This window comes from Capnocytophaga stomatis (genome assembly GCF_002302635.1).
GTDB lineage: Bacteria > Bacteroidota > Bacteroidia > Flavobacteriales > Flavobacteriaceae > Capnocytophaga > Capnocytophaga stomatis.
Map to the genome: position 1 here is coordinate 2,352,259 of NZ_CP022387.1, position 26,236 is coordinate 2,378,494.

At 38.1% G+C, this 26,236-nt stretch carries 15 protein-coding genes; 10 read left to right on the top strand and 5 right to left on the bottom strand.

Features of this window, described 5'->3' with window-relative positions; all coding sequences use genetic code 11:
- Positions 1-15 precede the first annotated feature (15 nt).
- Positions 16-3,012 (top strand): reprolysin-like metallopeptidase, encoded by a 2,997-nt coding sequence (locus CGC58_RS10450; RefSeq protein ID WP_198540727.1) that lies wholly within the window; start codon positions 16-18, stop codon positions 3,010-3,012.
- A gap of 84 nt (positions 3,013-3,096) precedes the next feature.
- Complete coding sequence (locus CGC58_RS10455) at positions 3,097-5,556, top strand: M1 family metallopeptidase (RefSeq protein ID WP_095896651.1); 2,460 nt, start codon at positions 3,097-3,099, stop codon at positions 5,554-5,556.
- 61 nt (positions 5,557-5,617) lie between these two features.
- On the opposite strand, the gene CGC58_RS10460 is transcribed toward CGC58_RS10455, so the two are convergent.
- The 4 genes from CGC58_RS10460 to CGC58_RS10475 form a co-directional block, all read right to left on the bottom strand.
- Entirely contained in the window at positions 5,618-6,406 is a 789-nt protein-coding gene (locus tag CGC58_RS10460) for a (Fe-S)-binding protein (protein ID WP_095896652.1), read from the bottom strand.
- A gap of 127 nt (positions 6,407-6,533) precedes the next feature.
- Positions 6,534-7,856: a (Fe-S)-binding protein gene (locus CGC58_RS10465; protein ID WP_095896653.1), complete on the bottom strand. Its 1,323-nt coding sequence runs from the start codon at positions 7,854-7,856 to the stop codon at positions 6,534-6,536.
- 115 nt (positions 7,857-7,971) lie between these two features.
- Positions 7,972-8,910, bottom strand: coding sequence for an MlaD family protein (locus tag CGC58_RS10470; RefSeq protein WP_095896654.1), 939 nt, complete (start codon positions 8,908-8,910; stop codon positions 7,972-7,974).
- 73 nt (positions 8,911-8,983) lie between these two features.
- On the bottom strand, positions 8,984-10,120 hold the full coding sequence (locus CGC58_RS10475; protein ID WP_095896655.1) for an N-acetylmuramoyl-L-alanine amidase family protein: 1,137 nt from the start codon (positions 10,118-10,120) through the stop codon (positions 8,984-8,986).
- A 144-nt stretch (positions 10,121-10,264) separates the two neighbouring features.
- On the opposite strand from CGC58_RS10475, the gene CGC58_RS10480 reads away from it, so the two are divergent.
- The 5 genes from CGC58_RS10480 to CGC58_RS10500 all read left to right on the top strand — a co-directional run bounded on the left by CGC58_RS10480 (position 10,265) and on the right by CGC58_RS10500 (position 15,224).
- On the top strand, positions 10,265-11,434 hold the full coding sequence (locus CGC58_RS10480; protein WP_095896656.1) for a glycosyltransferase family 87 protein: 1,170 nt from the start codon (positions 10,265-10,267) through the stop codon (positions 11,432-11,434).
- A gap of 14 nt (positions 11,435-11,448) precedes the next feature.
- Entirely contained in the window at positions 11,449-11,997 is a 549-nt protein-coding gene (locus tag CGC58_RS10485; RefSeq protein WP_095896657.1) for a hypothetical protein, read from the top strand.
- A 542-nt stretch (positions 11,998-12,539) separates the two neighbouring features.
- Positions 12,540-13,475 (top strand): glycosyltransferase family 2 protein, encoded by a 936-nt coding sequence (locus CGC58_RS10490; RefSeq protein ID WP_095896658.1) that lies wholly within the window; start codon positions 12,540-12,542, stop codon positions 13,473-13,475.
- A gap of 575 nt (positions 13,476-14,050) precedes the next feature.
- Positions 14,051-14,371 carry a barstar family protein gene (locus CGC58_RS10495; protein ID WP_095896659.1) on the top strand — a complete coding sequence of 107 codons (321 nt, stop codon included), beginning with the start codon at positions 14,051-14,053 and terminating at the stop codon, positions 14,369-14,371.
- A gap of 73 nt (positions 14,372-14,444) precedes the next feature.
- Positions 14,445-15,224: a polysaccharide deacetylase family protein gene (locus CGC58_RS10500; RefSeq protein WP_095896660.1), complete on the top strand. Its 780-nt coding sequence runs from the start codon at positions 14,445-14,447 to the stop codon at positions 15,222-15,224.
- A gap of 18 nt (positions 15,225-15,242) precedes the next feature.
- On the opposite strand, the gene CGC58_RS10505 is transcribed toward CGC58_RS10500, so the two are convergent.
- Complete coding sequence (locus CGC58_RS10505; RefSeq protein WP_232748888.1) at positions 15,243-16,004, bottom strand: class I SAM-dependent methyltransferase; 762 nt, start codon at positions 16,002-16,004, stop codon at positions 15,243-15,245.
- A gap of 149 nt (positions 16,005-16,153) precedes the next feature.
- On the opposite strand from CGC58_RS10505, the gene CGC58_RS10510 reads away from it, so the two are divergent.
- From CGC58_RS10510 to CGC58_RS10520, 3 genes are all read left to right on the top strand, one after another.
- On the top strand, positions 16,154-17,776 hold the full coding sequence (locus CGC58_RS10510; protein WP_095896662.1) for an Ig-like domain-containing protein: 1,623 nt from the start codon (positions 16,154-16,156) through the stop codon (positions 17,774-17,776).
- Positions 17,777-17,803: 27 nt separating this feature from the next.
- Positions 17,804-18,568: a 5'/3'-nucleotidase SurE gene (gene surE, locus CGC58_RS10515; protein ID WP_095896663.1), complete on the top strand. Its 765-nt coding sequence runs from the start codon at positions 17,804-17,806 to the stop codon at positions 18,566-18,568.
- Positions 18,569-18,783: 215 nt separating this feature from the next.
- A complete protein-coding gene (locus tag CGC58_RS10520) occupies positions 18,784-26,199 on the top strand; it encodes a T9SS type B sorting domain-containing protein (RefSeq protein WP_095896664.1) in 7,416 nt (2,471 codons plus the stop codon).
- Positions 26,200-26,236: the final 37 nt, after the last annotated feature.

Below are 26,236 nucleotides of genomic sequence, written 5' to 3' on the forward strand. Positions count from 1 at the left end.
AAAAACTATAAATCAATGAGATATAATTTAATTACTATTTTATGCTTTTTGTTTTTCCAGCAATTATTTGCACAGGTAAAAACATCGGAGGTTGTTCAACTATTTTCGAAAGGAGGCGAGGTTTCGTGGGAAATTTCAGTTGATAACAGCCCAAAACAAACGTTGCTTTGGCAGGAACGCCCCAATTCTATCAAGGGGATAAAAACCTTTGTGTGCTATCAAAATGGCGAGATGATAGGCGTTTTGTCGGCTGATAATCAAGGAGTTTCGGGGAATTTGAAACTCTTGGGCAAGTCGTACGACATTACTTCGGAAGGCAAAAAAGTTATTGTCGCAGAAGAAAAAACCGAAAAGGACGGAAAATGTGGCACCTGCTGCGGTGGCGGAGAACATTCGCACACAGCACGCCCTATGGCACGTCCAGAAGGTCAATTGTCAGATAAAGAAAAGGAAATTCTTAAATTTCACAGCGTTCGCTCGGATGGTGTTTTACGGGAGTACCGCTTGGCGTTACTCATTACAAACAAATATTTTTCGGATAAATTTAAAAGTAATGTACAAGAAGTGAAAAAATTCTGGGCAAGTACAGAGGCTTTTCTCAACGAATTATACCACAGAGATGTATCGGTACGATTTGAGATAGTCAACGATGAAAGACTTATTTACAAAACAGCAAGTACAGACCCATTTCATTACGCCCAAACCGCTCTTTTTATACACAATAACGGAACTACTGAAATTAATAAGTTAATATCAGAGAATGATTACGATGTTGGGGTGGTTATTCACCCGCAGGTAGGAACTACACAAGGATTGGGAAGCACAGCAGGAGTTTATGAAAAATTCCGTAAAGCCCAGTGTTTTGCTATGGCTGATGGAGCGGTTATTGCTCACGAGATTGGGCATTTGTTCGGTACGCTTCACACATTTACCAATGGAGGAAGCCAGACGTATTATTCCGAACCCAGTTTTGGGATGTCGGTAATGGGATATAATTCTCGTTCTTATCGTGATTATTTTTCATTGGTAAGTATCGCCGTTATACGGGAAAAGTTAGCAAAGATAGGGTATTATACCGATAAAAATCGTACGCAGTTGGTGTCGGGTGAGTGGAATTCAAACATTACCAATATTCCTTACGGGATTAAGCTCAATAATACGGCTCCAATCATCAACACGGCAAAAATTAAAAAAGAATATACGTTGCCACAAAACACGTTTTTTCAGTTTTATATTCCGGCACAGGATGCGGAGCAACAAAAACTGTACTACTACGCTCATCAAGTAGGCGGGTATGGTTTTCCGTATTTTACCGATGGTTCGGCAAAGTTTTTAGCTTTAAAATCCACGCAAACGGGTAGAGTTTCTTTTGAGAGAAGCTACTACCGAAAAGATTTGTACGAAATAGAAAATTCTTCTCCGACTGCTACGGGTACGTATCATTTTTGGTTGGCGGTAAACGATGCCAATACGTCGGATAAAAATCACGGGGTTTATTACGACCAAGCATACACCAAAGTGAATATCGTAGCGGGAACCCCTTTTAAAATGACCAGCGGATATAAACAGAAGTATAATGCGGGTGAAAAGGTTACGTTTAAATGGAATGTAGATGCTAATATTTTTGGAGGAGACAGCAAAGTACGTATTTTAATGTCAGACGATTTTGGTGAAACCTATAAATATACGCTTTTGGCTTCTGCCCCTAACAACGGAACGGCAGAGGTAACCATTCCACATATTTCGTTGGGAAGGAAAACCCAATTTGGGAGTACCACTTCTGGTTTAGGAATTATTAAAATTGAAGTAATTGACCATATTGCCCACGATATAACGAATAACAACCCTAATAATGGAGGTTTTGAAATTCAGGCTTCGGCAATTACGTTTCAAAACACGCCCGAGCCTACCATTGAGGTAAAAAAAGGACAAGTGCCTGAAAAAGCCAATGTTATGGCGGTTTCTACCTGTGGAGGCGGTTCGCAGTCCATAACGCCCACTTATAAAGAAGAAGAAACCGACACGCTCATCATCCGTACTTGGACGGCTACGGACAGCTGTAATAATACGGCAGTTTTTATACAATATATTTATATTCAGGAAGATACAACCTCGCCAACTCCGCAGCTGAGTTTTGCCAACTTCCCTGCTAATGTGAATTTACCTTGCACAAGTGCCAAACCCCAAGCGGAAACCAAGCTACAAATTTCGGGTTGTGAGGGAACTACTGAAATTTCGGTAACCCATACCGACACCGAAACAGGCAATTGCAAAACAGGTAAAACCATCGAACGTACTTATACGGCTTCGGCTTGTGGGCAAACCATTTCACAAAAACAGACCATTACCATTGCGGGGGACAATGAAGCTCCTATTTTTTCGGGTATGCTTCCACAAGATGTTTCTGTTGAAGAAGGAAAAATTCCCCTTCAAACCGACATTCTGGCAACCGACAATTGCACACAATCGCTTCAAATGGTTAAAAGCAGTGAAGAAATCATTGAAAACGGACAAAAAATCATCATTTATCGGTGGACAGCTACCGATATCTGTGGAAATCAAGCCGAATATGTGCAAAGAATAACTGTTTTACCAAAAAATACAGGTGAAGGAAACAATCCTCCCAATGAAGGAGGCAATAATCAAAGCGGAGGAAACAATTCTCCAAATGGAGGAGGCAATAATCAAGGTGGGGGAAACAGCTCTTCCAATGAAGATATTATCGTATATAACGGCGTTTCTACCGAAAATACTTCTGAGAATTATTTGAAAATAGAACCCATTGAGCGTTATACGGATTTGCATATCGAAATTTTTAACGAATTGGGTCAGAAAGTATTCCAAGCCAAAGATTACCAACGCAAAGGCGGTGTTTTCAGGGGCTATGCCAACGTGAAAGGTGTGGTAGGCAAAGGCAAACGCTTGCCATCAGGTACGTATTTTTACATATTGGAATACAAGGACACAACAGGAAAAGAACATACTAAAAAAGGATATTTGTATGTAAGGTAATATTCGGAGGCATCATAATTTTATGATGCCTCTGTTACTTAAAAACGGAAAAACATTTTATCTTTGCACAAACAATAATATCGTATGAAATATATATTTTTAGCACTTATTTTACTGGGGTTTTCGCGGGGTTTGGCTCAGAGTGAAACTTCGGGCAGGGAAATTTACCGAGCCACTCCCGAGATGAAAACCCAATTAAAACACACCAAACTCAAAGTCTCGTTTAATTTTGAAAATCAAACCCTTGACGGAGAGGAATGGCTCACGGCATCGCCTTTTTTCTATGAGTCGGACAGCCTGATTTTAGACGCCAAAGCGATGATTATCCACGAAGTAAAAATGGAAAACAAACCGCTTGCCTATCTGTATAAAGACGATTTTTTAAGAATAAAATTGGATAAAATCTACCGAAAAGGAGAAAATTACACGGTTTACATCAAGTACACGGCACAGCCCGAGAAGGTTACCAACAAAGGAAGCCAAGCCATCAATGATGCCAAGGGCTTGTACTTTATCAATCCGAAAGGCGAACTTCCCGACGTTCCCACACAGGTTTGGACGCAAGGTGAAACAGAATCCTCATCGTGTTGGTTTCCAACTCTCGACAAGCCCAATCAGAAAACCACTCAGGAAATTTATATGACCGTTCCCGATAAGTTCGTTACGCTTTCCAACGGGATTTTAAAATCTTCCGAAAAGAAAACCAACAATTTACGCACCGATTATTGGGTAATGGACAAACCGCACGCTCCGTACCTGTTTTTTATGGGAGTGGGCGATTTTGCCGTAGTGAAGGATACGCCTTGGAGAGGCAAAGTCGCTGTGGATTATTACGTTGAGAAAGAATACGAAAAGGTTGCCAAGCAAATTTTTGGTCATACCGCTGAAATGATTGAATTTTTTTCCAAAAAGTTTGGTTATGATTTTCCTTGGCAGAAGTATGCCCAGATGGTAGTACGTGATTTTGTTGCCGGAGCGATGGAAAATACTACCGCTGTAAGTCACGGAGAATCAGCACACCAAACCTCCGATGTGTTGGCGGACAACAATTATTGGGAAGCCGTTATTGCTCACGAAATGGGACATCATTGGTTTGGAAATTTGGTAACGACCGAAAGTTGGGCAAATCTTACTATCAACGAATCGTTTGCCAACTATTCCGAATATTTGTGGTATGAATACAAATACGGAAAGGATGTCGCTGACCATCATCTTGCTAAGTCTGTGAATCAGTACCACCATCGTCCGGGCGATTTTGTGAAAGATTTGGTTCGATTTGGATACGACGATAAGGAAGATATGTTCGATTTGGTGTCGTACAATAAAGGTGGAGGTATTTTGCATATGCTTCGCGATTATTTGGGCGATGAGGCTTTCTTTCAGGGAATTACGGACTTTTTAAACACTCACGAATTTGGCACGGGCGAGGCTCATCAATTGCGAATTTCCTTTGAAAAAATCAGCGGAAAAGACCTGAATTGGTTCTTCAATCAGTGGTTCTTCGGAAATGGAAATCCTGAGGTTCGGGTGGAAAAAAGTTATGATGCCAGTGCTAAACAGATACATTTGAAAATCGTTCAACGTCAGGAAGGAGCAGGTTTTTTTGAGTTTCCGTTGGAAGTTGATGTGTATCAAAATGGAAAATATGAACGTCATCAGGTTTGGGTAAAGGCTCGTAAGGAAAATGAGTTTGTATTTTCAGCAGAAAAATCGCCTAATTTGGTGAATATCAATCCAAGAGGTGTAATTTTGATGAAAGAAGACAGTTATAAAAATGCAGAAGAATATGCCTTTCAGTATCAGCACGCAAAAGATTTTAAGAGTCGTTCGCAAGCCATCGGATTTGCTGATTATAAGCAAGATAACCAAATACTTTTAATGGCGATAAAAGACCCTTATTTTCAACTTCGTATTGAGGCTTTAAATGCTTTGGCAGGACAAAAACTGACCTCAAAAGCACTTTCTGAAATTGAGAAAATCGCCAAAAACGACCCCAAAAATCTGGCAAAATCTGCTGCAATGTGGACACTTGCCGCTACAAAAAGTAAGAAATATTTGCCTATTTTTGAGAAGTCATTATCGATTCATTCCGCTTCGGTGAAAAACGCAGCTCTAAACGGAATTGCCACTACCGACGCCAAACGTGCAAAACGATTTTTGGAATATTCTAATCCTGAGGATTTTACTTCTGACCAATTGGTGAGTTTGGCATCGGTAATTGTGGATAACAAAATGGAAAAATATTTGGAAAGCGTATTGCCAAACTTTGTGTATTATCCTTTTTTACAGCAAGATAGCCCCGAAAGAGCAAAAACATTCGAGAAAGGATATCTGTGGGCAATGCAATTGGATAACACAAAATTGGTAGAAGCCGTAGCAGAATCCTTAAAGCAAATTGCTCCGTATTCCGAGAAAAATTCAGAAGGTAACAAGCTCATCATCAATATTTTGGACAAGGCACTTTCTGTTAAAAAAACATTGAAAAATTCACCATCCGTACAACAACAGATTAATTTATTGGAAGAAGTTAAAGCATTGTTTTAGAGAGCAAAGAAAATGAAAAAATAGGCTGGAATTTTATATTTCCAGCCTAAAATGAACGATTTTATTTTGTAGCTTCATAGAGTAATTCAGCGATGTCTAAAACTTCTATAGAACCTTCTTTTTCTTTGAATTTGATTCCGTCTGTGAGCATAGTATTGCAAAACGGACAAGCCGTAGCTATAATGTCAGGTTGTACTTCCAAAGCGTTTTCCGTGCGTAAAACATTGATATCTTTACTTCCTTTTTCAGGTTCTTTAAACATTTGTGCTCCGCCTGCACCACAACATAACGAATGCCTTTTGCTTTTTTTCATTTCAGTCAGGTTTGCTCCCAACTCTTGCAATACCTCACGCGGCGCATCATATATGTTATTTCCACGACCTAAATAGCAAGGGTCGTGAAAAGTGATTCGCTTTCCGTTTAATTTATCAGAGTTTACGGAAAGTTTTCCTTCTGAAATTAATTTTTTCAGGTACTGCGTATGGTGCCACACTTTGTAATTTCCGCCCAAAGCAGGATATTCATTCTTTAAAGTGTTGAAAATGTGCGGACAAGTAGTAACTATTTCCTTGATATTATATGCTTTTAACACTCGAATATTCATCATTGCTTGCATTTGGAAAAGAAATTCATTTCCGGCACGTTTTGCGGGGTCGCCCGTGTCACTTTCCTCCGTCCCGAGTACAGCAAAATTAACTTTGGCTTGATTTAACAAGTGTGCGAAAGCCCTTACGATACGTTTGGCACGGTCGTCGTAGCTTCCTGCACTGCCCACCCAAAAAAGAATTTCAGGAGATTTGCCTTGTGCAGCCATTTCAGCCATTGTAGGAATATTAAGTGTTTGATTCATAGCTTAGTGTAAAATTAGAAATTTTCAATAAGTTTTTCTTTCCAATTTTGTTGATTTTAAAAGGAGAAGAAAAATAAATTAAGATTTGTAGAAAAATCTTTAAAGAAAGAATGGTCGAAATTGTATTTTATTCTTGAACCCAATTCATTCTATCGGAACGGCTATACGCCCACGGAGCTCCGTTATTTTCAATGTTTGACATCATATTGTTGAGTTCCTTCGGAGCTGCCGATTGTTCCATTACCAAATATTGACGCATATCCATAATGATAGACAAAGGATTGATACTCACAGGGCAAGCCTCTACACAGGCGTTGCAAGAAGTACACGCCCAAAGCTCTTCAGGAGTGATATAATCATTTAATAACTGTTTACTGTCTTCCTTGAAAATTCCTTTATTGGAGTCAATATTTTTGCTTACTTCTTCCAATCGGTCACGAGTTTTCATCATAATATTTCGTGGCGAAAGCTTTTTCCCAGTAAGATTGGCAGGGCATTCGTCGGTGCATCGTCCGCATTCGGTACAAGTGTAAGCATTGAGTAGTTGCACCCACGTAAGGTCGAAAACGTCCGAAGCTCCGAATTTTTCAGGAGGATTGGCGTTTTCTTCCGTAGTTGCAAACGGGTCAGCTGTAGGGTCTAACATCAATTTTACTTCTTTTAGAACGGTTTGGTTCACTTTCAATGCTCCTTGCGGACGTGTGGAAGCAAAAAATGTATTTGGAAACGCCAAAATAATGTGTAAATGCTTTGAGTAATACAAATAATTCAGAAAACATAATACACCTATGATGTGCAACCACCAACAAGCACGCTCGATGATAATCAGTACGGATTGCGGAAGATTGTACATTAATTGGCTTATCCACTGGCTTATAGGAAAGCTTCCTGCTTGCAAATAAGGCTCAACTCCCAATTGCTGTAAACGAAAATCGGCTGCATTCATTGTTAAGAAAAGAAGCATTAAAACAGCCTCAATATATAGAATGATATTTCCGTCTTTTTTTGCCCAATTTTGAAGTTCGTCTTTCTGAAATCTGTTGATTTTTAAAATATTACGCCTAATCCAAAAGACTGTTACCGAAATAATTACTAAAAAAGCCAAAACCTCAAAAGAACCAATCAAAACATCGTAGAAACTTCCCAAAAAGGAAAACAAACGATGTGTCCCGAAAATTCCGTCCAGAACTATTTCAAGCATTTCGAGATTAATGATTATAAAACCAAGATAGACAAGAATATGCAAAATTCCGGCAACGGGGCGAACGGTCATTTTTCCTTGCCCTAAAGCAATTCGTAGCATATTTTTCCAGCGTTGCGGTCGGTTATCGGACGTATCTTCACTTTTTCCCAAACGAATGTTGCGGATTAGTTTACGAACGTTCATTGTAAAAAATCCGATGGCAATGATTAGTAATAAACAAAATACTATATTGGGCAGTATGTTCATAATCAATATCTTGTCAATAATTGTTTTTATATCGCAATTAATTTGATTTTAAAATATAAAGAAAAATAAAAAGCAGTCTATTTGTAAATATTAACAACTGACTGCTTTTTAAAACTTATTTTTCGTTCTCCTGATATGGTTGATGTTTTTTACCAAAAACGGAGAAGTGCATATATCGTTTTGGATTTAAGCGTAAATCTTCCAAAAGCAATTCCAGTTGTTTGGAGGCATTTTCTACATTTTTGTACAAGCCTTCATCTTTCATCAATTTGCCAACGCTTCCGTTACCTGCCTCAATATCAGCTAATATTTTGTTCAGATTTGTTAGCATTTTTTGTGCGTCTGTAACAACTTTGCTGAATTCAACCTGAGCTAATTCATCTGAAACCTTAGCCAAATCCGTTGTTATTTTGTTGGCATTTTGTAAGGTTAGCTTCAAACTTTCCTGATTGGCTGCCAGCATATTGTTCAAAGTTACGGAAGCTTTGCTTAAACTGTTCATTGTTGTGCTAAGGTCTGCGACAGATTTTTTCAAATCTGCGATAGTTTTATCGTCCAACAGTGTGTTTATGGAATTTAAAGTAGTGTCCGACTGTGATAATAAGTTGTTTAATTTTAGTTGAGTAGGTTCAAATTTCGTGCTTAAAGCTTGCAACATATCCATCTGGATTGATGAAGGCAACGTATCTCCCGATTGTGCTTCAGGAGCGTTGTCAAAAGCAGGAATGATTTGCAATCCGGCTCCCCCTAAAAGGCTGTTATAGAGTTCCACTTTACTGTTTTTTGAAAAAGTAAAATCTCTTGAGCAAGAAATCGTAATCTTGATTTTAGCGGTTTTCTCTTCTATTTTAACGGACTCAACTACTCCTATTTGTACGCCATTAACCGTTACCTGAGTACCGGATTTCAGCCCTCCAGAATGGTCAAAAACAGCATAGTAAGTATTGGTTCTTTTGAATATTGATTTGGATTTCAGGAAGTTAAATCCTATGAAAAAACAGGCTATCCCTGCAATGACAATGAACGCCGTTTTAATTTCTCTGGTTAATTTCATCGAATTTATTTTTGAATTTAGAAGGCAAAAATAAGTATAAAAACGTAATTTTCAACTAAGAACCGTTTTAAATTTATTTTTCTCGCTTTTTTGCTTCCTCAACAGTGATTTTCTTTCCGTTGGAATAAGCAACTATGTAAGCATCTTTGTATCCTTTTTTTTTCGCTTTGGAAAGCAATGACAAGGCTTCGGTATGTTTTTTTGCACTTCCGTAGAAGTAACAATATACTTTCCCGATTTTTTCTGATGAAATAGGGGATAAGCCTTTGAAATTGAAAGGTTTTGCCTCTAATTTTTTAGGACTTGATGAAATTTGTACTTTATAAACAACGTTTGATTTTTTTGCAACTGAGGTGCTTTTTCTGTTGTTTTTGGCTGAAGTTTTCGCTTTGTAAGAAGCCTTTATCGTTGATACTGAAACATCTGGGGCAATGTGCGAACTTCTTGCTTGTACCCATTTTTTGTAAGAAAGAATCGCATCGGCAATGTTTTTCGCAAACTCGTTTTGTCCCTTTTTTGAGGCTAAAAACTTCTGTTCTTCGGCATTTGATAAAAAGGCTGTTTCAATGAGAATGCTTGGCATATATGTCTGATGCAGAACGATAAACCCAGCCTGTTTTACGCCTCTGTTAAAACGCTTCATTTCATTAATGAAGTTATTTTGAACATATTTGGCAAGCTGTATGCTTTGTTCCAAAAATTCTTCCTGCATAATTGACAATCCTATGAAAGATTCAGGAGAATTGATATTGTAATCAGCGTACTTTTTCTCGTAATTATCCTCCAAATAAATTACCTCGTTCTCTACTTTGGCAACCTCAAAGTTTTGTTCATTTGCGTGAAGACCCAATACAAATGTTTCTGCTCCGTGAGCTGTTTTCTTATCGGCAGAATTACAGTGAACGGAAACAAAAATATCCGCTTTGGCTTTGTTGGCGATAGCTCCACGTTCGTATAAATCAACAAATACGTCCGTTTTTCGAGTGTAAATAACCTTAATATCAGCGTGTTGTTCCAATATTTTTCCCACTTCCAGAACAATGTTCAAAACAACATCTTTTTCGTATAACTTATTCGGAGCTACTTTTCCGGGGTCTTTTCCGCCGTGCCCGGCATCTAAAACTACCTTAAAAACAGGCTTTTTCTGTGAAAAAACAGGGCTATGTAATGTGAATATTGCAACAAAGAGTAAGTAAAATAAATATCTCATTTTATTAAAATAGCGATTGTGACTTTTCTAATTAATTGATTTTTTGCAAAAATAGAAAAATAACTCGAAAGTTAAAAAGCTTTTGATTTTTGGAGCTTTGTCATTGCCCTTATTTTCTTACTTTTGCCGAAATCATTCATAAAAATGCTAAAAAAAATATTCAAAGACTATCGTTTTATTACCATTTTGTGGTTTGGATTGGCATTAGCTACCGTTATCCAAAATGTTTTTATACGAGGGAAGTATAATAATTATTTGATATTCAAAGGTGTGTTTTGGCATACGATTGAAAAGCTCTCACTTTACGTGGAATATCCTGCGGAGTACTTCGATGTGAATCATTATGGGATTTTGTTCAGTGCGGTGATTGCTCCATTTGCGGTTTTGCCCAATTGGTTGGGCGTTTCGTTTTGGATTATGGCAAATGCACTGTTCCTATACTGGGCGATTAGGCAACTGCCCCTGTCGAAGATTGCCATCATCGGGGTTTTGCTCATCTCTGCTCACGATTTGTACACGGCTACCGCGATGCAACAGTTCAATATCAGTATTATAGCCTTGCTTGTCGGGGCTTATGTCTTCATTCACAAGGGAAAGGACGAGTGGGCTACGCTTTTTATCGTCATTGGGATTTTAACGAAGCTCTACGGCGTTGTAGGTCTGGCATTTTTCTTCTTTTCGAAGAACAAAATCCGTTTTGTGTGGACGGGAATCGTGTGGATGATTGTACTCTTCTGCCTCCCGATGATTTATTCCTCTCCGCAATACGTCATTTCGCAATATCAGCAGTGGTTTGAGCGTTTGGCGATGAAAAACAACTCCAATTTGAACACAATAAGCTATAATTTGCAGAATCTTTCCTTTTTGGGTTTCTTACAACGCACGGGGATATACAATAACAATCCGGTTGCTATCATAATAGGCTTGGTTTTGTTCTCGCTTCCGTATCTTCGGATTTCCCAATACAAAAATACGAGCTTCCAACTGATGTTTCTGGCTTCGGTGAGCTTGTTTTTGTGCTTGTTTAGCACGGGAACGGAGAACAGCACCTATATTATAGCTTACGTTGGCATCGGGATTTGGTTTATGGTCAGCCCAAATAAGAACAAAAAGCTGAAAATAACCCTGCTGGTCTTGGCAATCTTGGCTTCGCTCTCTCCAACGGACTTATTCAAACCTTTGAAGGAGGGATACATCATTAAATATTCCTTACGTGCCGTTCCGCCGGCTATCATTTGGCTTACAATGATTTATGAGATGTGTTTTCTGAACTATAATCAGGAAAAACACATCGAAAAAGACGCAGAAATATAGAAAAAAGAGTCGGTATGGAAGAAACTAAAGGCGAAAATACATACACTGTAACCAAAACTTGCCAATGTGGAAACAAGGACAGCTTTCCTCTGACAAAAATTGAAGCAGCTTTTGAGCTTTTTGATGACAAAAGACTTTGGAAAGAAACGCCTTGTAGCAAATGTGGTTCTACTAAAACGGTTTCTGTAAGTCATTCGTTTCCGAAGATAGACCAAGAGCTCTTTACAATATGGAGTGAAAACCCTGATTATTACTTTATAGAGCAGGACGAGGACTTGATGCTTGCAGAGATGGATAATTTGGATTTACTGCTTGATGCCTTCGATAATCCGAGCTTTCCGACCGAAAAAAAGTACGTAGTTGTTAGTGCTTTGTGCGTTCTTCTGTATGATAATAGAAAACTTCCCGATGGAAAATACAGCAAGGAGGAGAAACAAGAAATCCTTGAGAATCAATCCAGAATACTTTTCGAACTTCAGAAGAGAAAAGATGAGGTAATGAAGTACAAAGATGTTATTTCGGATTACATTTGGGCAAAAATTAAGAATATTATCAGCAAATAAAGGCAAAATATCGGTGTAATATCCAAAAAATAGTATAAATATCTTCAAAAAGAGTGTTTTTTTATTGAAAAATGCTCTTTTTTTATTGTAAAAACTATATTTTTTAAGAATATTAAGTCGGTACATAGCAATATTAAGTCGGTACATAACAATATTAAGTCGGTACATAGCGATATTAAGTCGGTACATAGCGATATTAAGTCAGTACATAACAATATTAAGTCGGTACATAATGATATTAAGTCAGTACATAACGATATTAAGTCAGTACATAACGATATTAAGTCGGTACATAATAAAATAAAATAAAAATGGTTTTTATTCTTCTTGTTGAAAAAATTATCAGAAAGAAGATTAAAAAGCTGAATAATGTATCTTTTCCGATGAATATAAATCATTAATCTTATAAAACATTGAATATTTGGGAGATATTAGCTTTGAAAACGGATTTTCTGTCAAAATATTCTTAAAGATTCGTTTTTTCGAGGCAAAAGATTAACTTTGGCGAAAATTATCTGAAGAAATCAGCAAACAATCAAGCTATGCAAAAGAAAAAAATTGAAATCGTTATCCCTTGCTACAATGAAAATGAGAACATTTTCGCCTTGTATCACGCCATTGAAGCGGTTTTCACTCGGGAACTCATTGAGAAATACGACTATTCGCTTATTTTTGTGAATGACGGAAGCTCAGATGATACACTCAACCAGCTGGAAAAGCTACATTCCCAGAAAGAAAACGTAAAATACCTTTCTTTTTCAAGAAACTTCGGGCATCAATTGGCTGTAAAAGCAGGACTTGACCACGCCTTTGGCGATGCGGTCATTTCTATGGATGCCGATTTGCAACATCCCCCCGAACTTATCCCCAAACTCGTCAAAGAATGGGAGGAAGGCAACCAAGTTGTGGCTACAATCCGCACATATCCCAATGATATCTCTCGAAAGAAGAAGAAAACCTCCCAATATTTCTACAAAATGCTTGATGTAATCTCTGATGTGAAAATACAAGAGGGGTCGGCTGATTTTAGATTGCTGGATAAGTCGGTGGTGGAGGTCATTCGCTCAATGGAAGAAAACGAACCCTTTCTTAGAGGGATTGTTCCTTGGGTGGGATTTCGCCAGACCTACATTCCGTACGTAGCTCAACGCAGGTTTTCGGGCGAGACCAAATACACGGTCAAAAAAATGCTCCATTTGGCGTTGGTAGGCGTTACGGCTTTCAGTGTGAAGCCTTTGTATTTGGCTGTTTACTTAGGGTTTACCTTTTCGCTGCTTTCGCTTTTATATATCCCTTATGTGATTTGGTCGTTTGTTAGCGGGACGGAAATTTCAGGCTGGGCATCGCTGATAATGACCGTAGTTTTTTTCGGTGGATTGCAACTTATCATACTGGGAATCATCGGGATTTACGTAGGAAAGATATTTAAACAAACCAAATCCAGACCTAATTACATTATTTCCGAAAAGAAACTTTAAAACCCCATAATGTTTACTTTTATTCTCACAAACTAAAAGTATCACACCAGTAATAACAGGAATTTTACCAGATATTTACAAGTCAAACGACAATATATCATCTGTATTCCCTTACAGATTTAAAGAAAGACCAACAGGAAATAAATTTTTACTGACAATAAATGAATTCTTACTAATGTAAAATAGATTCTTACCAACATCAAATGAATTCTTACTGATAAGAAATAAGTTTTTACCGACAATAAATGAATTCTGACCGACAGGAAATAAATTTTTACTGATAATAAATGAATTCTTACTAATGTAAAATAGATTCTTACCAATATCAAATGAATTCTTACTGGTAAGAAATAAATTTTTACCAGCAAGAAATGGACTTTGACCAACAAGAAATGAATTCTGACCGGTAAAAATTCATTTCTGCAAGAAAAAAAGTAATATATTTTAGTTATAATCGATAAGAATAGAGTAGAAATCTATAAAATACAGGTAACAATACAGCTATTTTTGGTAAATGATGATTTCTTGAAAGGAAAAAAGTAAAAAAGAACGGTTAATTATAAAAAAATAAAGGTATGGACTCTCTTGATTACAGAAAAGATTATTTAAAAATCGTTATTGACTTGCGAAATGTAAAGACGGAAAGAAGTTTTTTACTAAAAATGCAAGAAATGTTGCAACTTCCCTCCTATTTTTGGTTGAGTTTCAATTCTCTGGACGATTGTATGTTATCTCTGGAATGGATTGATGAGCGTCAGGTTGAGATTGAATTTCTTCATCTGCAAGAGATGCAAGAAGTGAACAATCCGCTGTATGTCAATATAAAAGAATCCTTAGAAATGTACCAGAATTATTGGCAAGTACAGGACGAAAAGCAAGTAATTTTTAGTTTCTGATGAAATAAATTAGGCGTATATTTGCATTTTCTTTTAAAAAGAACTCTACTCACAGAAAAATATTCATATAAAGATGATTTACCTTTCATTCGACATAGAAGAATTTGATATGCCAAAGGAATATGGCTACGACATTGATTTTGAAAGACAAATAAGCATCTCCCGAGAAGGATTAATAGCGATTCTGGATTTGCTCAAACGCTACAATGCCAAAGCCACCTTCTTTTCTACGGTGGTCTTTGCAAGAGAAGTTCCCGACCTGATAGAACGGCTTTTGGCAGAAGGACACGAATTGGCTTCCCATACGTTTTACCATTCCGAATTTGAGAACGCACACCTTAGGCAATCGAAAGAAACGCTGGAAAAGGAGTTCAACACCGTTATAAAAGGTTTGCGAATGCCCAGAATGGCGGAAGTTTGCCCCAAAGAAGTGAAAAAGGCGGGGTACGAGTACAACTCGTCCGTAAACCCAACGCTCCTACCTGGGAGATATAACAAACTACACGTTTCCAAACGGTTATTCATTGAAGAAGGACTGTTACAGATTCCTGCCGCAGTGAGTCCGTTGCTTCGCATTCCGCTTTTTTGGCTTTCCTTTCATAATTTTCCTCAGTGGTTTTATCATTTTCTTTTAAAAAGAACGATGCAACGCAGAGGATATGCCACGTTGTACTTCCACCCCTGGGAATTTACCGATTTGCACCAAAAAGAATTCAACTTCCCTGGGTACGTAATGCGAAACTCGGGCAACCAGATGATTTCCCGTTTTGAAAATCTTTTAAAGTTCATCAACCGAAACCATTGGCAAACGGGATTATACAAAGACTTAACGGTCAATAAAGAGAAATGTTAGGTAAGAATTCGTTTCTCGTTAAGGTTTTCGGCAAACGGGAATGATTTCCTCCCGAACGATGCGGTATTTTTCTATTTCTTCTTCGGAAAATTGCTGGGCATAACGGACTTCCTCCACTTCAAAGCCAATTTTTCGGAGCTTATCGAAGTAATCCATTCCGTAAACACGGACGTGGTCGTACTGCCCAAAGATTCGGGTGCGTTCATCGGGGTCAGTGATGCTGTCATCTTCAAAGGTAGCCTCGCGAGTGTAGTCCTGCGGAATCTGGAAGATGCCTGTCCCTCCGGATTTCATTACTCTAAGCAGTTCGTTCATAGCTTTTTGGTCATCGGGAATGTGTTCCAAAACGTGATTGCAGAGAATCAGGTCAAATGTATTGTCCGCAAAGGGCAAATTGCATAAATCGGCTTTGACATCTGCCAAAGGAGAATGTAAATCGGTGGTGGTGTACTGCCATAGTGGTTGTTTTTTAAATCGTTTGTAGAAAGCCTGCTCGGGAGCCACGTGAAGTACGTTCAATGTTCGGGAAAGAAAGTCAGTCTCACGGGTAAGATAAAGCCACAACAGCCGATGCCTTTCCAAAGATAAGGTGGAAGGAGAAAGCACATTGGGGCGTTGCACGGCGTAACCGTAGGGCAGAAATTTGCGGAATTTTTTCCCGTCGATGGGGTCTTCATATTTGTTTCCACGAAAGTACAAACTAAGGAAAGGACGTACGCAATAGCTCGCTTTTATGAGCCAAGGACGTGGAACTTTGTTTAATATCCAAGAAAAAATCAATGTATTTTGAGGTTTAAAAAATTCTTTTGCAAAGGTACGGAAGAGTTTGAAAGTTTCAAAATGGATATTTTTTTTCGGTGGTAATTCTTTTATAATTTGCAAAAAATAGTACTTTTGTGGTCTGTACATCAGAAAAATGTATGTGAGAAATGAAAAAGATATCAGGGAAATATAAATACTTTTTGGTCTTAATCGTAACAATGTCAGTATTTTGGCAATGTGCAAGAAGAGGTTCGCCAACGGGAGGACCTAAGGACGAAAAACCTCCTGTTTTGCTCAGTGCCGAACCGAAATCGGGGGCTACGCAGTTCAATCGGAATAAAATACGCCTGACGTTTGATGAGTTCGTGGTCATCAAAGACTTACGCAAACAACTTATCATCTCCCCCCCGATGGAAAATTTTCCTATCATATCGCCAATGTCTGCCTCCAAAAAGCTGGATATAAGCATTTCGGATACCTTAAAGCCTAACACCACGTATGTTTTCAATTTCGGTAGTAGCATTCAGGATTACAATGAGGGAAATCCTTATCCCGATTTTAAATATGTTTTTTCCACAGGGGATTTTGTTGATTCATTGAAGGTTAAGGGAAAAATAAAAGACGCTCTTAAACCCACACCTGATAATTTCGTTACCGTAATGCTGTACGAATACAACGAAAATTACAAAGATTCGTTGATTTATAAAAGTAAGCCAACTTATGTGACAAATACGCTTGATAGTCTTGAGACTTTTGAGCTGAATTATCTGCGAAAGGGGAAGTATGTTATGGTGGCTCTGAAAGATAAAAATAACAACTATCGTTTTGACCAGAAGGAAGATAAAATAGCGTTTTGGAATGAGCCTATTTCGGTGGAAGATAAAGATACATTGCCATCGTACGAGCTTACGTTATTTAAAGAAATTTTGAATTACAAACCGGCTCGCCCAGTGCAAGTCTCTGAAAATAGGATTAGTTTTGGTTTTGAAGGAAGCACTGATAGTGTGCAAATTAAGCCCATTTCGCCAGTGAAGGGGGATTTTAAATACGTCATTTCAAAAGAACCGAAGAAAGATACTTTGAACTTTTGGTTTTCTCCAAAACAGTCTGACTCGCTGCTTTTTGCGGTGCAAAGAAGCCAGAAAATAGATACCTTTAAAGTTCGGTTGAAAAATATGAAACCTGATAGTTTGCTGGTTTCCAATAACTTTTCGGGAGAACTGCCAATGGGGAAAAATTTCGCGTGGAAGTCAAACATTCCGATAGTAAAGACGGACAGTACAAAAATCAAGGTTTTTGGAAAAGACTCGTTGGAACTTCCTTTTAAAACGAAATTGGATAGGGATAAATTGGAATATTCCATCGTGTTTGATACAAAACACAATACATCATACCGAATTGAAGCACTGCCGGAAGCGATAACGGATTTTTTCGGAAACACTAACGATACTTTGCGAGTGAATCTGAGAACCAAAAAGCTGGAAGATTATTCCATATTGAAGCTTACAATCAAAAAAGAGTTGCAATTTCCTGTTATTTTGCAACTTACCAACGAAAAAGGAGATAGGATAGAAAGTGAACTTTATTTTGAATCGGCTCAGAAAGAATATATTTTTGAAAATGTGAGTCCGGGTAAGTATAAAATTCGAATCACGGAAGATAGAAATAAGAATAAAATTTGGGACACGGGTAATTTTTTAAAACGCATCCAGCCCGAAAGGGTAATGTACTTTCCTAATTTAGTAGAACTCAGGGCGAATTGGGAAGTAGAAGAAGTTTGGGATGAATAAAATTATCTTTTTATTAATGTGAAAAATATGCAGAAAAGACCTTTGATTTTAGTGACGAATGATGATGGAATTACAGCTCCGGGCATTCGTTGTTTGATACGTATAATGAACGAGATAGGCGAAGTGGTTGTGGTAGCTCCCGATTCGCCTCAAAGTGGTATGGGACACGCTGTTACGCTCGATTCTACATTACATTGCGAGCCAATACATATTGATAATGGAATACAAAGAGAATACACTTGCAGTGGAACGCCAGTGGATTGTGTAAAAATAGCCCGACACGAGGTGTTAAAACGCACACCTGACTTGTGCGTAAGCGGAATTAATCACGGTTCTAATTCGTCAATTAATGTAATTTACTCCGGAACGATGAGTGCAGCGGTTGAAGCCGGAATAGAGGGAGTTCCTGCGATTGGTTTTTCATTATTAGATTATAGCTGGGAAGCTGATTTTGAGGAATCTCGCGATTTTGTTAAAAAAATTGCATTAAACGTATTGAAAAACGGGCTTCCGAAAGGAGTTGTGCTAAACGTGAATATTCCAAAGTTGAAAAGAGAAGAAATCAAGGGGATTAGAATTTGTCGTCAAGCTCAGGCTCGTTGGCAAGAAAAATTTGACAGAAGGATAAGTCCGCAGGGAAGAACGTACTATTGGATGACGGGTAAATTCATCAATGAAGATGTGGGAGAAGATACCGATGAATGGGCTTTGGCTAACGGCTACGTTTCGGTAGTTCCTATAAAATTTGATATGACGGCATATAATGTTATTGAAGAACTTGATAAATGGTAACAAAAATGTAAAGTTTTGTTAAAGAAAGTTATCGTTATTCCTTTTTTCTTTGATGATATTTAAAAATGTTATTTTTTTTCTTATATACGAAAAAAGAAATAATTTTGCGAAATGAATTTGATTAAAGGTTAGAAAGATATATGAAGGATGATTACTTAATTGGTTTATAATTAGTTAATTACTCTTGATGTCTTTTTTGACCTTATTTTTTATTTATGATGAGGAGAATATTTCTAATACTAGCTTTTTTTGTTGTATCCCAATGGGTTGCGGGACAATGTTATGATATTAATGGTTTTAATGTAACTTCTGTGGAATCTGTTTGTCTTGCAAACGGGCAAGTTTCGGTACAGCTTCCTGCAGCAAGTGCGGGGTGTACTGCTTCGCTCACGGTAGAGTTAAAACTCCCAAGTGGCAGCACGGGTGGATTAAAGCACAATGTGGCTTTAGGAGAGACTATTACGTTTGACGACTTGGCTTCGGGAGATTATTCTGTGTTGTTACACGACCCTTCGGGAGCTTCTTCTTCTCCTAAAAAAATTAATGTTGCGGGTACTTTTGTTAAACTTAATATCAATGGTTTGGAGCTTTGTGGAGCTACAATGTCAAGAACAGACACAACATCTCCGGCTTTTTCGCAAGAAGACGGAACAATTAGGTTTACCATTGTTGGAGGAACCGGTGTAGGAACGGATTTTCAGGTAAGTTTGGAAGATGAAAATGGCAATATATTGGTGCCGGTGAGAAATATAACACGTCCTAATGCATCGGCTAATTTTACATACACCTTAGAAAAAGAATCTCCTACGGATAGAATACCTTCAGGTATAAAAGCATTTTTGGTAGTAAAAAATGTGGTGCCGAGCAATATTAGAAATTGTGAAGAGGACATAAAAAAAGTAGAAATAAATACTCCTCCTGCGATATATTTGCCTGGTTCGTACAATATTGCTTGGGGACCTATAGCCTTACGTGCGGAAGATGACTGTAAATACAGTTTTGGTATAAATATCCGTAGAGCTGATGGGCAAACCGTTCACCATAATGGAGGATGCCGTAGTAACGATATATTACACTATTTTAGAGCAACGGGGAGAGCTAAAATTGAGGTAATAAATTCATCTGACCCAAGCAGGGTTGGGAATGTTGATAATCTTGATTATCATAGCACAAACCCTTCCAGAGGATTTAATGGTTGGGGATATCGAACATATCCGGTTTATTTGGAAGGAGACGAGTTATTGATTACTATTGATGATGGTCTTGGAACGGTTTTACAAAGACGATTTAAATTAGATGTCACTCCCCAAGGAGGTTTTGCCTTGTCAAATTCATCTTCAGAGTCAGGGGCTTGTGAACCCTACTTGAGGATTAAAACATCTTTTGGTAATTCAGGAACAAAATATTTTACTGATTTGTTATCAGGAGGAACGTTCCCTATAACAGGATATCAATGGGCGAATGCTTATACAAGGCAAAACTGGACTGCCGGAAAGTTTAAATATGAGGTTGAGAAAGAAATATCCACTGGAACTTATTCTAAAGTTACTCATACTGAACCAGATTATGATATTGTAGATGTGACTCCACACGGAGCAGGTACATACCGAGTTCGTGTTGTTTCGGGAGCAGGTTGCCCTGTTCAGGAGCAAATTATTCGTAATGTAAATTATCTTTCAACAAATCGTTTTGAAAAGGCGTTCGGCAGTATCCAACGAAACAGAGGAATCTATAACGGAACAGTTTCTTTTAGAATGCCTATGCCAACGGACTTCTACTATATACACCCCTCCGACCCTCCCGGAACAAGCAGTAAGGCAAAATTAACAATCACACGTGCTGACGGACAGTCCTCTGTGTCTTTTCTGACATCATTGTTTTTTGAAGAGCCTGTAGATAAAACAATTAATTTCCCAATAGAAATACCATTAATTCCAGGTACGATTAATCCCAATGGGGTTGATTTTGTAGGGCTTGGAGATTTTCCACCAGGAGAGTACATTTTTAAATTGGAGGACGCTTGTGATTCTGCCACAAGAACTATTCAATTTGCAGATATAGAAGCAATGTCATTTGGAACAGGTAATAATGCTCCTTCTTATCGAGTTATAAAAAAATGTGACACGAATGAAATCACATACACGTTAGGAAATGTAGCTCCTAATCGGGATTGGATACACGTATATCTACAACGTAGAAATGCACTAGGAAACTGGGATATAGTAAATACTAGAAATTTTGCCCCTGAAGGAACCTTTTCTAATTTGACTGCGGGGATATATAGGTTAGTTACATCAAATTATTATTATATGACAATGGTGGGTACTCCTTCACCTCTCGAATTTGTATGGACATTACTGCCACCATTTGCGAATTTTCCTTTGACGGGACTCAGAACTCCAGATAATCTGTACGTACTTCAGGAAGTAAGAGGTTATTCTCCTGATATTGAAATTAAACCACGTAACTTTCAGCCTTATGTGTCAAGTATTTCTTGCGGAACTACCGATGGTTCGGGGATGGTTCTTATAGATTTATCACTCAGTGACTTGGCTGATGAGGATGTTACCTATATTTTGTATAAAGAAGAAGTAGGTGGTATTAAGACCGCTGTCGCTTCGGAAACGCTCTCATCAACAGTGAAAACACATTCTTTCCAGAATTTGGATAATGGTAGGTACACTGTGGAGATTAAGAATACTTGTTTTGATTATGTGACACAGCCGGTAGAGGTTAATTCTGATGCTGTGTTTCAACTTGGGGTTGATTCCTCTCAGAATATCTGTCCGGGAGATATGGCTACTATGAAAGTAAACGTTTCTCCGGCTTTATTCGATATTGAGTGGTTTAGAATAAATCCTAATACAGGAACTAAAGAAGGACCTTTGGGAATTGGGCAAAAGATATTTACTGAAACTGTACATACTCAAACGACTTATGAGGTAACGGTGAAACTTAAAAATCATTTTGGATGTGATTCGACTTCGGGAAGTACACAAACAACAACTATTACGATAATAGATGATAGAGACGCTCCTCAAATTACCACATTCCCAGATAATCAAATTCACACGATACCAGCAGGATTGTGTACAGTAAGTAACATCACTTGGCAAGAACCTACTTACACAGACATTTGTCCTAATACAGTAACAGTTTCTTCAACACATACACAGCCATTGGAGCTTACTGTGGGGGTACATTCTGTGGTTTATACTTTTACAGATGCTTTAGGAAATACAGCTTCGAGGACATTGGTCATCACAATTAATGAACCTAAGTTAGAATCTTCTCTGACAGATAAATATACCGATGGAGGAGCAAATGAATTGACAGAATTAACAGCCGACCAATTGTTCTACTATGAGGTGAGTTATCAAAACATAGGGCAAGAAATCATTTCAAAAGCCGAATTAACCGTACAGTTGCCAAGTAATTCAAATGTGGAGCCATCGGCAGTACACTCTGTAGATGTTTCCGGAGCTGGAGCAGGAACTATTCCCGTATATAATCCGACAAATAAGTCATATACTTTCACAATTCCGAATTATCCGTCAACGGGAGGAAAAGTTAGAATTCCTTTGCAACTTACAGGAGGTCAGGAAGAAGCTGCAAAACCTTGTATGAATTTTCTTGGGTTTAAATCTGTAATAAAATATGAAGGGGGAGGAGCAGCTTGTTTACGAAACGACACGAAAACAGTTTCTTCAACTATTGAAATTAATACTTCAGATAATAGAAAAGAAGCGATTTTCTGTACAGTAACTCCTCTCGAAGCACAACCATTATTTACAGGTTATCAGTGGTTTAGAGGAAACACAAAACTTATAGAAGAAACTAACAGAACATTCACACCTACCGTGTCTGATATCTATACAGTGGAAAAATATATCCTTTGTGGAACAAAAACAGTAACAAGTTTTGAAATTTTTGATTTTAAAATTCCTGTGGAAATCAAGGATATAACAGTAGTAAGAGACAAGGTGAATTGTGTGGATAAAGGACAATTGAGAATTGATACAACGGTAGAAGGTTTAGCTCCTTATCGTTATATGGCTCGATTAAGTACAGAACCATTCCCTACAGAAGCAGATTTTACCACACCAAATCCAACGGATGTTGTGACAAATTTTGGAGATAATATTTTGGATTTACCAATAGGAACTTACAAAGTTTATGTGTTGGATAGTAATAGTAAGGGTTGTATCAAAGAATACACACAGAAAACATTTACAATTAGTCAGGCACTTGAGCCATCAATAGATAATATTGAGGTTGATGTATGTAACCCATCAAACGGGAAATACAACGTAAATGTTAATATCACTTTCGGAGAACCTACGCTTAGCCATTACTATGTGTTGGACGGAGCGACCCCAATACAGATAAACGTAACGCCGTTCACTATTCCGGAATTATCACCAGGTATTCACACCATAACTGTGGTTGATTCGGATAATTGCGGTGATACACGTACTGTTACTGTAAATGCACCGGTTACGTTGGGAGCGGCAAGTGTTACGAGAGAACTTTCTTGTAAAAACCCAACGGCGGCACAAATTACTTTGGCAGATATTTCAGGAGGGACAGGCATTTATACCTACGAGCTTGTTCAAGTAATAGACAGAGCAACTAATTCATATACAACTGTTTCTTCGTCAACGGTAACGATTCCTTCAAATACATCAACTTCTGTGACGGTAGATGTTTCAGTGGTTGGTGAGTATGAATTCCGAGTTAGAGATTCGCAGATGGTTTCTTGCACCACTCCGAAAATCAGCAATCCTGTCATAGTGGAAGCAGCCAAATTACCGGAAATAGATGCTCAGCAGACCAAGATAACTCCTGAATCTTGCTACAAACAAGCCGAAGGAAGTATCGAATTGGTAGCAACATCAGCGAGTTTGGAGCCGATTGATTTTAAAATAATTCAGATGAAGGATTTGACAACAGGAATAGTAACCCCTACAGTTATTACGCCGGCGTCATCTTCAGCGAATACAGCGAAATTTACAAATTTGTCAGGAACAATTGCAGGAATTGAATATACGATAGAGCTAACAGGAAATAACGGATGTAAACGACAAATACAAGAAATTGTTAAATTAAATCCGCCTATATTGGCAAATAACGCTTTGAGCACTACGCAACTTTCGTGTGTTACAAATTCCAATTTGGAAGCCGTGATTTCCTTCGATGCAAATCAAATAAGTGGGGGAGTACCTCCATACACTTGGGAGTTTTTCAACAAAACAACAGGAACTTCCGCAGGAGGAAATAATCAATCAACTATTTCTGTAACAGATGTTAATGGAGGAACATTTTATGTAGAAGTAAGAGATTCTGCGGGATGTGCTACAAACACGAATGAGGTAACAATTAATCCTTCTTTCAGTTTATCGAATGTTGCAGTAACTGTTGCCAACCCAATAACTTGTTTGGTAAACGAACAAATTTCGGTAAATGTAACAGCTACACCGAATTACATTCCGGGAACAGAACTTCGTTTTACTGCAAAAAGATTGAGTGATAACTTCACAGTAAGTGAAACTTATTCATCAACAACGGCTACAAATTCTGTAAGTTACACATTTACAGGTTTATTGCCAGCGGGTGATTACGAAATAACAGTTGAAAATTTGGTTACAAATTGCAACACAAAAGGCACTCATCAAGTAGGAGATTTAACGGATAAGTTTGAAATTAACAAATCAAATGAAAGGCAACCTTCTTGTTATCAGGAAAATGATGGTAGAATAACGCTTACTTTTGTAGATAAGAAGCCAACTGTTGGAGGAAATAAAGCCACAGAAGGATTTACTTATACAATTACGCATCAGACTACAAATCAGACAGTAACGGGAGTTGTCCCTGTGGGAGAATCAGTTGTAGAGGTATTGAATTTGACTGGTGGAGATTATCGTATTGATGCAATTTCAACAGCGAACGGTTGTTCGGTAGGTACTTTATTTACGATACCGCAGGCAGCTTCGGAAATTGTTGTTAAAGCGACTCCGGTAACTCCCCAAGTGAGTTGTGAAACCAATAAAGGAGATATTTCTGTGGAGATTGTAAGTGGAGGCAAAGCTCCTTACTCGGTAACTTTGTCTTCTGCTACGGAAAATGTAACACAAACAATTCAAGATAAGTTGGTTGTATTCAAAGGATTATCAGCAGGAGTGTACACAATCGCCTTAACGGACGATTGGGGCTGCTCAACTTATACAGGCACACAAACAGTTGAATTGAAAGCTCCTGAAGCGGTAGTTGCCAGTGTAACAACGACGAATGCAAGCTGTAACGGGCAAAATGATGGAAGAATAGTCGTTACGAATGTGAGTGGAGGTTCCGGTTCAAATATATTTACGTATGAATTGGAAAACGGAACAGACCCGAAAATAACGCAAGCATCAAATATTTTTGAAAATCTGAAAGCAGGTGCTTATGTGGTGACAGTTGTCGATAATATGGGGTGTAAAACTGTTACAAACACTGCGATAACCGAACCTACTTTAATAGAAACCAAAATAGACGTAACAGCTTCTGACAGAATTGTTTGCTATGGAGATGCGGACGGTTACGTGAAAATTAAAGCTAAAGGAGGAACTCAACCTTATTCGATTGATATTTATACAAAGGAATCAAATAGCAGAGTTACGCCAGTTTCGTATGTGACTCCAAATCCTCCAAATCCGGCATTGGCTCCGGAAGTTGAAATCACAACAGACTCGATTTTGAAATCAGGTGTTTACTATGCAAAAGTAACAGATGCTACTGGTTGTTCGGTAGTTACAAGTGAATTTACGATTGAGGAATTTCCTGATATCCAACCGAAGGAAGTTTATCAGGATAAAACTTGTAATTCAAACGGGCTTTATGACCCAATTGCGGTGAGATTTGCAAGTGCTGTAGATGCAAATAATACGTTTTATATTTTGAATGGTACTCGAGGTTCGTTCTCAAGTGTTGAAGGAAATTACGGATTTATAGATAATTACGACAGAACGGTAGCAATACAAACCTTAACCATAGAGTATGTAAAATCACATTCTGACGGGCAACAATTAGGAAAATGTACAAGCTCTGTTTCAACAGTAACTGTGGAAGAAATTAAGGCTTTAACAGCAACGGAAGTTATCAATAATGGTTTGAATACTATTGAGGTAAAAGCCGAGGGAGGAGTAGCTCCGTACCGATATTCATTTAATAATCAAGACCAAGGAGATAATCCGGTGTATATTGTAAAAGAAAGCGACCCGAGATATGTTGACCCGCTGACAAATGAGGTTAGCAGAGAAATTTCAGTTGAGGTAACAGATGCTTTAGGTTGTACTTATACCCTTACAATAAGAAAAGTGTTCTATGATATCGTGACGCCGAATTTCTTTACTCCGGATGGTGACGGGATAAATGACAGATGGAAACCAAAAAATATTGAAAACTACCCGAAATCGAGGACTTACATCTTTGATAGAAATGGTAGAACGATGACAATATTAACGCCTGTTGATTCTTGGGACGGAATGTATGAGGGCAAACATATGCCATCGGGTGATTATTGGTATATTTTAGAGCTTAACAAGGCGAAAGATAACCGAAAATTCTATGGTAATTTTACACTATACAGGTAAATTTAAATAATAAAGAAGGGAGAGAAATTTCCCTTTT